The sequence below is a fragment of the Allobosea sp. R86505 genome, assembly GCF_042466375.1.
GTDB lineage: Bacteria > Pseudomonadota > Alphaproteobacteria > Rhizobiales > Beijerinckiaceae > Allobosea.
In genome coordinates this window covers 721,540-734,463 of record NZ_JAXHPY010000001.1, presented here as the reverse complement: position 1 = coordinate 734,463, position 12,924 = coordinate 721,540, and the positions used below count along the sequence as shown (strand labels likewise).

At 68.0% G+C, this 12,924-nt stretch carries 14 protein-coding genes; 6 read left to right on the top strand and 8 right to left on the bottom strand.

The features are described from left to right. The first annotated feature begins 88 nt into the window (after positions 1 to 88). The gene (locus SJY11_RS03480) at positions 89 to 940 is read left to right on the top strand and encodes a MurR/RpiR family transcriptional regulator (RefSeq protein ID WP_376985054.1); all 852 of its coding nucleotides are present in this window, start codon (positions 89 to 91) and stop codon (positions 938 to 940) included. An 18-nt stretch (positions 941 to 958) separates the two neighbouring features. Here the strand turns inward: SJY11_RS03480 and SJY11_RS03475 are convergent, their stop codons facing one another. Together SJY11_RS03475 and ftsY are read right to left on the bottom strand one after the other, a co-directional pair. Then, a complete protein-coding gene (locus SJY11_RS03475) occupies positions 959 to 1,576 on the bottom strand; it encodes a septation protein A (protein ID WP_376985053.1) in 618 nt (205 codons plus the stop codon). Positions 1,577 to 1,631: 55 nt separating this feature from the next. Next, positions 1,632 to 2,810: a signal recognition particle-docking protein FtsY gene (ftsY, locus tag SJY11_RS03470; RefSeq protein WP_376985052.1), complete on the bottom strand. Its 1,179-nt coding sequence runs from the start codon at positions 2,808 to 2,810 to the stop codon at positions 1,632 to 1,634. A 183-nt stretch (positions 2,811 to 2,993) separates the two neighbouring features. Between ftsY and SJY11_RS03465 the strand changes: the two genes are divergently transcribed. After that, positions 2,994 to 3,653 (top strand): RluA family pseudouridine synthase, encoded by a 660-nt coding sequence (locus SJY11_RS03465; RefSeq protein ID WP_376989243.1) that lies wholly within the window; start codon positions 2,994 to 2,996, stop codon positions 3,651 to 3,653. Positions 3,654 to 3,662: 9 nt separating this feature from the next. On the opposite strand, the gene SJY11_RS03460 is transcribed toward SJY11_RS03465, so the two are convergent. From SJY11_RS03460 to SJY11_RS03445, 4 genes are all read right to left on the bottom strand, one after another. Further along, positions 3,663 to 3,953 (bottom strand): 4a-hydroxytetrahydrobiopterin dehydratase, encoded by a 291-nt coding sequence (locus SJY11_RS03460; RefSeq protein WP_326911001.1) that lies wholly within the window; start codon positions 3,951 to 3,953, stop codon positions 3,663 to 3,665. Positions 3,954 to 3,955: 2 nt separating this feature from the next. Continuing rightward, positions 3,956 to 4,534 carry an RNA 2',3'-cyclic phosphodiesterase gene (gene thpR, locus SJY11_RS03455; RefSeq protein ID WP_376985051.1) on the bottom strand — a complete coding sequence of 193 codons (579 nt, stop codon included), beginning with the start codon at positions 4,532 to 4,534 and terminating at the stop codon, positions 3,956 to 3,958. A gap of 86 nt (positions 4,535 to 4,620) precedes the next feature. Then, positions 4,621 to 5,676, bottom strand: a complete 1,056-nt coding sequence (locus tag SJY11_RS03450) for an aldo/keto reductase (protein ID WP_376985050.1) — start codon at positions 5,674 to 5,676, stop codon at positions 4,621 to 4,623. Between the two features lie 87 nt (positions 5,677 to 5,763). Next, entirely contained in the window at positions 5,764 to 6,372 is a 609-nt protein-coding gene (locus tag SJY11_RS03445; RefSeq protein ID WP_376985049.1) for an arylesterase, read from the bottom strand. A 174-nt stretch (positions 6,373 to 6,546) separates the two neighbouring features. Here SJY11_RS03445 and SJY11_RS03440 point away from each other — a divergent pair, with 174 nt between their 5' ends. From SJY11_RS03440 to SJY11_RS03425, 4 genes are all read left to right on the top strand, one after another. Then, a complete protein-coding gene (locus SJY11_RS03440) occupies positions 6,547 to 7,284 on the top strand; it encodes an ABC transporter ATP-binding protein (RefSeq protein WP_376985048.1) in 738 nt (245 codons plus the stop codon). 1 nt (position 7,285) lies between these two features. Further along, positions 7,286 to 9,880, top strand: a complete 2,595-nt coding sequence (locus SJY11_RS03435) for an ABC transporter permease (RefSeq protein ID WP_376985047.1) — start codon at positions 7,286 to 7,288, stop codon at positions 9,878 to 9,880. Positions 9,881 to 10,097: 217 nt separating this feature from the next. Continuing rightward, positions 10,098 to 10,874 carry a Bax inhibitor-1/YccA family protein gene (locus SJY11_RS03430; protein WP_376985046.1) on the top strand — a complete coding sequence of 259 codons (777 nt, stop codon included), beginning with the start codon at positions 10,098 to 10,100 and terminating at the stop codon, positions 10,872 to 10,874. A gap of 99 nt (positions 10,875 to 10,973) precedes the next feature. Continuing rightward, positions 10,974 to 11,510, top strand: a complete 537-nt coding sequence (locus SJY11_RS03425; protein WP_326911016.1) for a GNAT family N-acetyltransferase — start codon at positions 10,974 to 10,976, stop codon at positions 11,508 to 11,510. 15 nt (positions 11,511 to 11,525) lie between these two features. Here the strand turns inward: SJY11_RS03425 and SJY11_RS03420 are convergent, their stop codons facing one another. Continuing rightward, positions 11,526 to 11,894: a DUF2794 domain-containing protein gene (locus tag SJY11_RS03420; protein WP_326911019.1), complete on the bottom strand. Its 369-nt coding sequence runs from the start codon at positions 11,892 to 11,894 to the stop codon at positions 11,526 to 11,528. 361 nt (positions 11,895 to 12,255) lie between these two features. Further along, positions 12,256 to 12,804 carry a peroxidase-related enzyme gene (locus SJY11_RS03415; RefSeq protein ID WP_376989242.1) on the bottom strand — a complete coding sequence of 183 codons (549 nt, stop codon included), beginning with the start codon at positions 12,802 to 12,804 and terminating at the stop codon, positions 12,256 to 12,258. Positions 12,805 to 12,924 lie beyond the last annotated feature (120 nt).

Here is a 12,924-nt window from a genome sequence, read left to right as displayed (position 1 = left end):
TCAAATGAATGACAATTGAGTTTAGCTCAAAAATTTGCTAAAGCTCGGCTGTGGCGCGACAGGTTGGCGCCACAGCAAAGGAGCAAAGGTGGATTCACCACTCGCCCGTTTGAACGCGTCGCTCCAGCACTTGCCGCGCACGGCCCGGCGCATCGCGAGCGTAATTATCAGCGATCCCGACAGGGTCATCACCATGACCGTCAGCGAACTTGCCGAGGCGGCGGAAGCCAGCGAAGGCAGCGTGATCGGCCTGTGCCAGCAGATCGGTGCTGGAGGGTTTCAGGATCTCAAGATTGCGCTGGCCAAGGACATCGCCGCAGGCCGCTCGCTACTCCACGAGGATATCAGCCCGGGGGAGAGCAGCGATGATGTTCTGCGCAAGATCGCAGCCAGCCACATCATGGCGATCCAGGACAGCATCGCGGTATTGGATACGGCCGCGATCGACTGCGCAGTCGATCTGCTGGCCGGTGCGGAGCGTATCGAATTCTATGGCATCGGCACAGCCGCCCCGATTGCTGACGATGCGGCCGGCCGCTTCCTGCATCTTGGACTCCCAGCCAAGAGCGTGACCGATTCACATATGCAGGCGGTCAGCGCCGGCTTTGCCGGTCCGAAGGTGACGACCGTCACGATCTCTCATTCCGGGCGCACGCGCGACACGCTGGATGCAACGCGGATTGCGCGAACAGCCGGGGCGCGCACCATCGGCATCACGAATTATGGCCGCTCTCCGCTCCAAGCCTGGTGCGAAGTTTGCCTTTTCACGGCCTCCAAGGAAACACACTACCGGATGGAGGCGCGATCAAGCCGCATCGCGCAGATGCTGGTGATCGATGTGCTGTATGCGCGCCTCGCACTGCGGAACTGGGACCATTCGCTGAAAGCGATTGCGCGCTCCTACGATACGCTGGCGACGAAGCGTCTGCCGCCGGGTTAGACTGATCCGGAGCGGCTTTTATTCGCCCGCCTTCGCCGCCTTGATCTCGTGCTTCAGGATCAGTGGCGTCTGGGCGAGCGCAAAGACCATGGTCAGCGGCATCACGCCCCAGACCTTGAAGGCGACCCAGAAATCCTGCGTCTGCGTGCGCCAGACGATCTCGTTCAACGCCGCCAGAACGAAGAAGAACAGGCCCCAGCGCAGCGTCAGCTTGCGCCAGCCCTCCTCATCGAGCTGCATCACCGATTCGAGCACCAGCGCCAGCAGCGAGCGGCCGAAATACAGGCCCCCCAGCAGCACGCAGCCGAACAGCGCGTTCACGATGGTCGGCTTGACCTTGATGAAGAAGGCGTCGTCCAGCGCGATGGTGAGCCCGCCGAAGACGGTGACCACAACCGCGTTCACGATCGCCATGCGCGGCAGATAGCCCATCAGGATGCGCGACACCGCCAGCGCCACCAGCGAGGCGACGATGAAGATGCCGGTCGCGACGAAGATGCGCCGGTCAGAGGCCACGCCGAAGAGCCGGTCGCCATAGGAATTGGCGAAGAAGAAGATCGCGAGCGGCCCGAATTCCAGCGCCAGCTTGAGCAGAGGATTGATCGGCCTGCCCTTCGCCGCGGGGGGCTGCGCCATGCTGTCGCTCATCTCGTCCTGCCTGTCTGCACCGGCGGCGTCATGCCGCGAGCTGTCACGCCGCTTCGTCCAGTCCCGACACCGCGCGGGCGAAATCGCGCGCCGAGAACGGCTCCAGATCCTCGACGCCCTCGCCGACGCCGATGAAATGCACCGGCAGGCCGAATTTCGCCGCCAGCGCCACCAGGATGCCGCCGCGCGCCGTGCCGTCGAGCTTGGTCATCACCAGCCCGGTCACCCCGGCCGTATCGCCGAAGGCCTCGACCTGGCTGAGCGCGTTCTGGCCGACGGTGGCGTCGAGCACGAGCAGCGCTGCATGGGGAGCCTCCGGATCGAGCTTGCGGATGACGCGGACCACCTTGGCGAGTTCGTCCATCAGCCCCGTCTTGTTCTGCAGCCGTCCGGCCGTGTCGACCAGCAGCACGTCGGTGCCGGTGGCCTTCGCCTTCTGCAGCGCCTCGAAAGCGAGCCCCGAGGCGTCCGCCCCCTGGTTGCCGGAGACGACCTCCGCCCCCGTGCGCTCACCCCAGACCTTGAGCTGCTCAATCGCCGCCGCGCGGAAGGTGTCCCCCGCCGCCAGCATGACCGACCGGCCCTCCGCCCGGAATTTGGCCGCCAGCTTGCCGATCGTCGTCGTCTTGCCGGAGCCGTTGACGCCGACCATCAGGATCACGAACGGCTTTTTCGTGGCGTCGATCACCAGCGGCTGGGCCACCGGCGACAGGATCGCCTCGACCTCGCGCGCCAGGATCGCCTTCACTTCGGAGGGCTCGATCTGCCGGTCGTAGCGTCCATCGCCGACGGCCTTGGCGACACGGGCGGCGGTGGCCAGCCCGAGATCGGCCTGGATCAGGATGTCCTCGAGGTCTTCCAGCGTGCCCGCATCGAGCCTGCGCTTGGTGAAGAGGTCGGTGATGCCGGTGGTCAGCGCCGAGGAGGTCCGCGACAGACCCTCGGTCAGGCGCCGCCACCAGCTCCGCTTGGGCTCGGGTGCAACCATTGGCGCAGGGACCGGCGCGCTCAGGACGGGCGCAGCCTGGACGGGAGCCGGCTCCGGCATTGCGAGCGGCAGCGGCGCGGCCTCGCCGGTCAGCAGTTCGGGCGCGATCGCCGCCTCCGCGAGCGGAGCCTCCGGCGGCGCCGCATCCGGCGTCGGGGGGGACGCGGCCGGCTCCGGCTCGCTGCCGAACAGCCTGGAAAAGAAGCCACGCTTCTTCGGTTCGTTCTCGCTCATCATTCTTCCCGTGGCCTTGTCGCGCAGCGGCTCGTGCTTGCGCGACAGGATGGCCTTCGCTAGCGCAATGCCATGACCACGCCCGACCGACCAGAAATTTCGCAAGCGAGCCCGGGCGCGCACCATCCCGAATCGCCGCGTGACGAGCCGCCGCTGCCCTTTCCGCTGCTCTACCGCGACGCGATGATGCTGGTCATCGACAAGCCGGCTGGCCTGCCCTCGCATCGCGGCCCCCAGGCCAAACGCCGTGTGATCCCCGTCCTGACCGACCATCTCGACGCGCTGCGCTTCGGCCTGCCGCGCCGGCCCGAAGCCGCGCACCGGCTCGACAAGGACACCTCGGGCTGCCTGATCCTCGGCCGCCATCCCCGCGCCATGGCCGAGCTCAACCAGATGTTCCGCGACGGCGGGATCGCCAAGAGCTACTGGGCGATCGTTCAGGGCGGTCCGGCCGCCGAGTCCGGGCTGATCGACCTCGCGCTCGCCAAGCGGGCACCGGATCGTGGCTGGTGGATGAAGGTCGATCCCGACGGCCTGCCCTCGCAGACGCGCTACCGGGTGATGGGGCGCGGACTGGGCGAAGCCGGCCCGCTCGCCTGGCTCGAGCTGGAGCCGCTGACCGGCCGCACCCATCAGTTGCGGGTCCATTGTGCGGAATCGGGCTGGCCGATGCTGGGCGACGAGATCTATGGCGAGGCCCCGCGCGAAGGCGGGCCGGGCCTGCAGCTTCACGCCCGCTCCGTCACCGTGCCGCTCTATCGCAAGAAGCCGCCGATCCGGGTCGAGGCGCCGCCGCCCCCGCACATGCTGGCCGCGCTGCGGGCCTGCGGCTGGAGCGGATAGCGCCTGAAGCTACTGCCGCAGCGCATCCATCGCATGGGCGAGGCGGACGTCGAGTTCCGTCAACCCGCCCGCATCATGCGTCGCCAGCGTCACCTCCACGGTGCGGTAGACGTTGAACCATTCGGGATGGTGACCCATCGCCTCGGCCAGCAGCGCGACCCGCGTCATCCAGCCGAAGGCTTCGCTGAAATCGCGGAAGACATAGCGCTTGGTCATGGCTTCCCGCCCTTCGACGAGTTTCCACCCGGTCAGCGTCGTCAGCGCCTCCTGCAGGGCATCGGGACCAAGGCGCTTGGGCATGGTCATCTCCGCTGATGGTCTGCCCGCATCGGCCGGTTCGGATAGGACGGGCCGAGCGGATAGGCCGCCTCCAGCACATAGGGCCCGCCGCCGACCGAATCGCGCGACGACATCAGGGCGAGACGCCGCGCCGTGAAGCTGATCGGCCGCACGATCGGGTGCAGGCTGAGGAAATGCGCGACGTCGAGCGGGGAGGTGTCGCGCAGCCGCGCCAGCGTGACATGCGGCACGAATTTGCGGGCCTCCGCCGGCAGGCCGAGACGGCGCATCAGCCGCTCGAGATCGGCCTGGAGCTCGGTCAGCCGCGGCGTCGGCTGGACCCGCGCATAGACCGCGCGCGGCTTGTCGCCGCCGAAGGTGCCCAGCGCGTCCAGCGTGACCTCGAAGGGATAGGACTGGATGTCGCCGAGGAAGGCGTCGACATCATTGGCGGTGCGCCGGTCGACATCGCCCAGGAAGCGCAACGTGATGTGGTAATCGGCCGGATCGATCCAGCGCGCCCCGGACAGCCCGCCCCGATGCGGCGTCAGCGCCGAAGCGACCTCGGCGGGAATCTCAAGCGCTGTGAACAGCCTCGGCATGCCGAATCAGTGCCAGTTTTTTGTGACTCTGGCGAGACGAAATGCCGGGCAGGCGCTACCCGACAGGGCAGCGCCTATGAAACCGCTCAGGGGCAGGGATTGCCGACGAGCTGGTGGATCGCGTCGATCCCGGCCTCGACCTCCGGCGACAGCCTGACCGCGATCGAGGCGATGTCGGTCTTGAGCTGCTCCATCGAGGTCGCGCCGATGATGTTTGCGGCGACGAAGCTGCGCGAATTGACGAAAGCCAGCGCCATCTGCGCCGGGTCGAGCCCGTGCTCCCGCGCCAGCGCCATGTAGCGCTTGATCGCCTCCTCCGCGCCCGCAGTCTGGTAGCGCTGGCCGCGATCGAACAGCGTCGTGCGCGCACCGGCCGGCCGGGCTCCGTCGAGATATTTGCCGGTCAGGAAGCCCTGGCCGAGCGGCGAATAGGCGAGCAGCCCGACATCCTCCCGGATCGCGATCTCGGCCAGTGCCGTCTCGAAGGTGCGGTTGAGCAGGTTGTAGGCATTCTGGATCGACTGCACGCGCGGCCCGCCGCGCGTTTCGGCGTCGCGCACGAAACTCATCGTGCCCCAGGCGCTCTCGTTGGAGAGGCCGAGATGCCGGATCTTGCCCTCCTTCACGATCTCCGCGAAGGCGTCGAGCTGCTCGGCGATCGGCGTCTCGTCCGCCGGACGCTCGAAGGCGGCCTTCGAGAACCGCGTCGGGTTCGAGCCCCAGGGCATCGGCCGCTCGGGGAAATGGATCTGGTAGAGGTCGATATAGTCGGTCTGCAGCCGCTTCAGGCTCTTCTCGACCGCCTCGCGGATCTGCTTGCGCGTGACACGCGTCGGGCTCTTGTCGTCGCGGAACCAGGTGTTGGCGCCGCGCCCGCAGATTTTAGAGGCGAGGATGACCTTGTCGCGGTTGCCGCGTGCCTTGAACCAACTGCCGAGGATACGCTCCGTCGAGCCTTGGGTCTCCGCCTTGGGCGGAATCGAATAGAGCTCGGCCGTGTCGAAGAAGTTCACGCCCTGGTCGAGCGCGTAATCCATCTGCGCATGGCCCTCGGCCTCGGTGTTCTGTTCGCCATAGGTCATGGTTCCCAGGCAGATCACCGAGACCTCGAGATCGGTGCGGCCGAGACGGCGATATTCCATGGCGAAGCAACTCCGGAAGCGGCGGGCGAAGGACGCGCGTCGAGCAGATGGGGAAGGCGGTCGGACGGGCGAACGGCCCGCGGGAGGTCAGGACTTGGCCGGCAGCGTCGCGAGGAAGCGCTCGACCGTCGGCAGGATGTTGCGGACGATGACGCGGACGCCCTCGGCCGTGGGGTGGAGCAGATCGGGCTGGTTGAGCACACGGTCGCCCGCGATGCCCTCCAGGAAGAAGGGGTAGAGCACCAGCCCGTGGGCCTTCGCAAGCTCGGGATAGATGCTGTCGAAGCGCGCTGCATACTCCGTGCCGAGATTGCGCGGGGCATACATGCCGGCGAGCAGCACCGGGATGCCGCGCGCCTTCAGCCGGGTGATGATCGCCTCCAGGCCCTTGCGCGTCGTCGCCGGATCGAGCCCGCGCAGGGCGTCGTTGGCGCCGAGTTCGAGGATGACGCCGTCAGTGCCATCCGGCACCGACCAGTCGACCCGATCGAGCCCGCCCTGGACGGTGTCGCCGGAGACGCCGGCGTTCACGATCTCGACAGCGTGCCCCTTCGCCCGCAGCGCCTGCTCCAGCACGGGCGGGAAGGCGGCACTGGCCGGCAGATTGTAGCCGGCGGTCAGACTGTCGCCGAGAGCGACCAGTTTGAGCGTGCGCGCCGCGGCGGAACCGGGGCTCGGGGGCGGAGTCTGGGCCATGGTCGCGACCGGCAGCAGGGAGAGACAGAGCAGAAAAGCGGCGCAGAGAGATTGGATAAGCGCGAGACGGCGCCCATATCGCGGCTCTGGGGCACGACATGACGGCTTGCCCGGCTCGGGCCGTGTTTGGCTGCGAGCAGGGTCGCTGATGGATATCGAAGTCAGGATCATTGGATGATGAGCGATACGCGCGTCCCGCCGACGGATCAGCCGGCGATCGAATTGCGGGATGTCGAGCTTAGTTTGGGGCGTGCGGCCGCCCGCGTCCATATCCTCAAGGGTGTTTCTTTGTCGCTGGCCTCCGGCCAGGCGACCGGGCTCGTCGGCCCCTCCGGCTCCGGCAAGTCGACCCTGCTGATGACGATGGCGGGTCTGGAGCGTCCCGACAGCGGCATGGTCAAGGTCGCCGGCCAGGATCTCGGCGCCCTCGACGAGGACGGGCTCGCCGTCTTCCGCGGCCGCCATATCGGCATCGTCTTCCAGTCCTTCCACCTCGTCCCGACCATGACGGCGCGCGAGAACGTCGCTTTGCCGCTGGAACTCGCCGGCGTCGGCGACGCCTTCGCCCGGGCCGAGGCCGAGCTGCGCAATGTCGGCCTCGGCGACCGCATGCACCACTACCCGGCCCAGCTGTCGGGCGGCGAGCAGCAGCGCGTCGCCATCGCGCGGGCCGTCGCGCCGGACCCCGCCATTCTCGTCGCCGACGAGCCGACCGGCAATCTCGACGAGAGCACCGGCCGTTCGATCGTCGATCTGATCTTCGCCCTGCGGCGCGAGCGCGGCGCGACGCTGGTGCTCGTCACGCACGACCTCTCCCTGGCCGCACTCTGCGACCGCACGGTGCGGCTGCGTGCCGGCCGGATCGAATCGACCGGCCCCGCCCCGGCCGCTGCGGATGTGGCGGCGCTCTGAGATGCACGGCACCGTCAAGCCTCTCCCGGCGTCCCCGTCCGGCGCCCCGCTGATCGCACTCGCGCTGCGCCTCGCCTGGCGCGATCTGCGTGGGGGCTTTCGCGGCTTCGGCGTCTTCATCGCCTGCCTCGCGCTGGGCGTGATGACGATCGCCGCCGTCGCCTCGGCCTCGCGCGGCCTGACCGAGGGCCTCTCCCGCGAGGGCCGACGCATCCTCGGCGGCGACGCCGCCTTCGGGCTGATCCACCGCGAGGCGACGCCGCAGGAACTGGCTTTCCTCACCGGTCGCGGCACGGTCTCGACCATCGCCACCATGCGCGGCATGGCCAATGCCGGCGACAAGGGGGCGGCGCTCGTCGAGATCAAGGCCGTGGATGCAGGCTATCCCGGCATCGGCGAGTTGGTCACCGAGCCGAAAGCACCCGTCGCCGATCTGCTCGCGGCGCGCGACGGCGTCTACGGCGCCGTCGCCGATCCCGTCCTGTTCGGCCGTCTTGATCTGAAGCCGGGCGACACCGTCCTGGTCGGCTCGGCGCGCGTGCAGCTTCGCGCCAATCTCGTCTCGGAGCCCGACAAGATCGCCGCCGGCGTCGGCTTCGGCCCGCGGTTGCTGATCTCGCAGGAGGCGCTGCGCGCCACCGGCCTGCTCCAGCCCGGCAGCCTCGTGCGCTGGACCTACCGCGTCGCCCTGCCGCCACAGGCCTCGGGCGATGCCGATCTCGCGGCCCTGATGGCCGATGCCGGCACGCGACAGCGCGACGCCGGCTGGGAGATCCGCTCCCGCGCCAATGCCAATCCCGGCTTCCAGCGCAATCTCGAACGCTTCACCCAGTTCCTGACGCTCGTCGGCCTGACCGCCCTGCTGGTCGGCGGGGTCGGCGTCGCCAATGCGGTGCGCCGCTTCGTCGAGGCCAAGAAGCTCGATTTCGCCACCATGAAGGCGGTCGGCGCCACCGGCGGCCGCGTCGTGGCGATCCACCTGACCGAGGTGATGCTGGTCGCGGCGCTCGGCACCGCCATCGGCCTGGCTCTGGGCGCCGCCGCCCCGTTCGCGCTCGGCGCCGCACTGACCTCCGTCCTGCCGGTTCCCTTCGAACCGACACTGGCGCCCGGCGAACTCGGCGTCGCCGCGTTGTACGGGCTGCTCACGGCGCTGGTCTTCGCCATCCTGCCGCTCGGGCGCGCCCATGACGTCCCGGTCTCGGCGCTGTTTCGCGACCAGATCGCGCCCGATGCCCGCCGCCCGCGCGCGATCTATCTCGCCATCTGCCTGCTCGCGGTCGCCGGGCTCGTCGGCGTCGCGCTGCTCTTCGCCTATGACCGGCGCGTCGCGCTGATCTACATCGCCGTGATGACGGGCATCTTCCTGCTGCTGCGCGGCGTCTCCTGGGGGCTGATGGCGCTGGCGCGCAGGCTGCCGCGGCCGAAGAACCCCTCGCTGCGCATGGCGCTGGCCAACAGCCACCGCCCCGGCGCGCTCACCCCGTCGCTCGTGCTCTCGCTCGGACTGGGCGTCGCCCTGCTCTCGGCGCTCGCCTTCATCGACAACAGCCTGACCCGGCAGCTGACACAAGCGCTGCCGGAGAAGGCGCCAAGCTTCTTCTTCCTCGATATCCCGAACGCCGAGTCCAGTCGATTTGACGCGCTGCTGCATCAGGAGCGGCCGGGCGCCACGCTGACCCGCGTGCCGATGATGCGCGGCCGCATCGTCTCGATCAACGGCGTCCGCGCCGAGGACATCAAGGCGAGCGAACAGGCCGCCTGGATCCTCGATGGCGACCGCGGCATCACCTATGCGCAGGCGATCCCCGAGGGTTCCCGGGTCGCGCAGGGAGAGTGGTGGCCGGCCGATTATCGCGGCGAGCCGCTCGTGTCCTTCGACGCTCAGATCGCCGCCGGCATCGGCCTGAAGATCGGCGACAGCCTCACCGTCAATGTGCTCGGCCGCAACATCACGGCCCGCGTCGCCAATCTGCGCACCGTCGAATGGCGCTCGCTCGGTATCAATTTCGTGATGCTGTTCTCGCCCAACACCTTCGCCGGGGCACCGCATACCAACCTCGCCACGATCACGCCCGCGGCCGACAGCGCCGCCTCGTCCGCCGGAACCGACGCCACGCTCCTGCGCCGGCTGGCCGTGGAATTCCCCACCGTGACCGCCGTGCGGGTGAAGGACGCGCTGGAGGCGGTCAACACCATCGTCGCCCAGCTCGCCACCGCGATTCGCGGCGCATCCGGGCTCGCCATCGCTGCCAGCCTGCTGGTCCTGGGCGGCGCGCTCGCGGCCGGCCAGAGGGCGCGACTTTACGACGCCATGATCCTGAAGACGCTGGGCGCCACGCGGCGCTTCATACTTTCGTCGTACGCCCTTGAATACGCGGCCATCGGCCTCGTCTCGGCGCTGTTCGGCGTTGTCGCAGGCGCTCTCGCCGGCTGGGGCGTCGTGACGCAAGTGATGAAGATCGAATTCGTCAGTGACCCGACCGGCGCGTTACTGGCCGCGACTGCCGCGGTCGGCGTCACCGTCCTGTTCGGGCTCACAGGCACGCTGAAAATACTGTCCAAAGCGCCGGCTTCTCACCTGCGCAATTTGTGATGACTAGCTGAGAAAGACTCACGATAAACATTACGGGCCTGTCAATTTGCATGAAGGGTGCGGCGCGTTTCTATGGAGGCCGCCGTTTAACCATGGTGCCCCCTTGTAAGAACAGGCGAAGCCCCTCATATTCCCGGCATCGCCACCGTTGTGCGCGACGACCGGCTTCCGCCCAGGCGGCGCCGGTCCGGAATCAACGTCAGGGGAAACTCGCTCCATGAGCAACTTCGACCGCAATGCTCCAGTCTGGGGTGCCGGCCGCGCACAGCAGACCAGCGCCGTCGAGATGGATCAGGGCCTGCGCTCGTTCATGCTCGGCGTCTACAACAACATGTCGATCGGTCTGGCCATCACCGGCCTCGCCGCGATCGGCATCTCCATGCTGGCGATCGCCGGCGTCTCGCCGACCGGCAAGGTCACGGCGCTGACTCCGCTCGGCCAGGCGCTCTATCTCAGCCCGCTGAAGTGGGTCGTGATGCTCGCCCCGCTCGCCTTCATCCTGTTCTTCTCGTTCAAGGCGGAGAGCATGAGCTCCTCGTCCGCGCGTGCCATGTTCTTCGCCTTCGCGGCGGTGATGGGCGTGTCGCTGTCGTCGATCTTCGTGGTCTACACGGGTGAATCGATCACCAAGGTATTCTTCATCACCGCCGCGACCTTCGGTGCGCTGAGCCTCTACGGCTACACCACCAAGAAGTCGCTCTCGGCGATGGGTTCGTTCCTGATCATGGGCCTGATCGGCTTGGTGATCGCCTCGGTGGTCAACATCTTCCTGCAGTCCAGCGCCCTGTCCTTCGCCGTCTCGGCGATCGGCGTGCTGGTCTTCGCCGGCCTGACCGCCTGGGATACCCAGCGTCTGAAGGACATGTACCTCTACTCCGACATGAACCCGGAGGAGGCTGCGAAGCTCTCGGTGAACGGCGCGCTGTCGCTCTACCTGAACTTCATCAACATGTTCCAGATGCTGCTCTCGCTGTTCGGCAACAAGCAGGAGTGACCCGCCGTCCTGCCCTCACCGGGCAGGCATGCGAAAACATCGAGCCCCGGCCTCTCGGCCGGGGCTTTTCTTTTGGGCTCGCGCAGGGACAATCGCGGCATGACAGCGCCCGAGATCCGCCCCGCCACAGCGGCCGACATCCCAGCCATCGCCGCGATCTACGGGCACGCCGTCCGTCACGGCACGGCCTCCTGGGAGCTGGAAGCCCCCGACGAGGCCGAAATGCTGAAACGATTCGAGGCGATCGGCGCCGGCGGCTACCCCTATCTCGTGGCCGAGCGCGACGGACGGGTGCTGGGCTATGCCTATGCCAGCGCCTACCGGCCCCGCCCCGCCTACCGCGCCACCGTCGAGAACTCGATCTACATCGCGCCCGACGCCCAGGGCGAGGGTGCCGGCGGCGCGCTTCTCGACGCACTGATGGAGGCCTGCGCGAGCCGCGGCTTCCGCCAGATGATCGCCGTCATCGGCGACGGCACGGGCGCGTCGATAGGCTCGCGGCGCCTGCACGAGCGCGCCGGCTTTCGCCTGATCGGCGTGGCCGAGAAGGTCGGCTTCAAGCATGGCCGCTGGCTCGACCAGATGCTGATGCAGAAGGAACTCGGCGAGGGCGACCGCACGCCGCCCCCGGCCTGACCGTCCGGCCCCGAATCAGCCGACGACGCTGAGCTTCTTGTCGAGAACCCGCAGCACGCGCGACAGCTCCGCGCCGCGCTTCAGCACCAGCCCCGTCGCCGCGACGACCGAATAGGCACCCTGCCGCTTCGCCAGAGCGGGATCCTTGACGATGCGGTAGAGCGGCACCTCCGAGGAGCGCCGATAGACCGAGAACTGCGCCTGATCCTTGAGGAAATCGATCGCGTAGTCGCGCCATTCGCCGGCCGCGACCATGCGGCCGTAGAGATTGAGCAGTTCGGACAGCTCCTTGCGGTCGAACGTCACCGTCGCCGGCTTCGCTGCGACGGGGAAGGGGATCACCCCGCTGGCCGCCTGCGATTGCGGCGTCTCGCTTTCGCTCATTGCGCCTCCCGATGGCCGCACCATAGCGGCCTCGATGCCCAGCATTCGATGATGCCCGCCCGATGCTGCGCTGGCAAGCAATCGGCGGCGCGTGGCCTGCAGCGCGGGATCGGACCGGCGCGGCGCTCTCCGCCATCACGGCTTCGTCAGCGTCGCCGTATTTTCGCCGCGTTCGGGCCAAGCCCGCGCCCTGTTGCTTGGTTGGTATGTCGGTGTTGCCTCGACGGCCCGGCTTCGCCGATCTTCGGTTTGTCAGCCCCCCAGCCCCCCGCGGATCGTGCGGGGCCGGGCCAGTTCAATCGGGGCCAACTCAGCGGCTGGCGTTTTGCGCCGGCCGTTTTTCTTTGTCGCGACCGCCCTTTTACCGGGCCTGCCGGTGATATTCGGCGTTGGGGCGCATGTCGACGGCCGAGGCCATACGGTTCGACATGTTGTAGAAGGCGGCCACCGCCGAGACGTCCCAGATGTCCCGCTCGCCGAACCCGACCGCCCGCAGGCCTTCCCGATCGCTCTCGCCGACGAGATGGGGAGTCTCCGTCAGCTTGACCGCGAAGTCGAGCATGGCGCGGTGACGCGCCGACAGATCGGCGGCGCGGTAATTCATCGCCATCAACTCGCCCAGCACCGGGTCCTGCGACAGCTGCCGCACCGCGGCCCCATGGGCCGTGAGGCAATAGTAGCAGCGGTTCACGCTCGACACGGCGACCGCGATCATCTCGCGTTCGAGCTTAGACAGCCCGGACGGGGCCAGCATCAGGTCGTTGTAGAAGGCGGCGAACGCCGAAAGCTTGGCGTCGTCATGGGCATAGGCCACGAGCACGTTCGGCACGAAGCCGAGCTTGTCCAGGCATTTGTCGAAATAGGCCTGATTCTCCGCGCAGAGCGCCCCCGGCGGCAGATCGAGCGCCATCGCCGGAGGGGCGACATCCTGTGGCACTGGCCTCTCCCCGGGCTTCGGTTTGTCATGATTGGCCGCCATGGTTACGTCCTGTCGTGTCGCACCGGTCGTCGCCCGGCGCTGCGCTGCAAT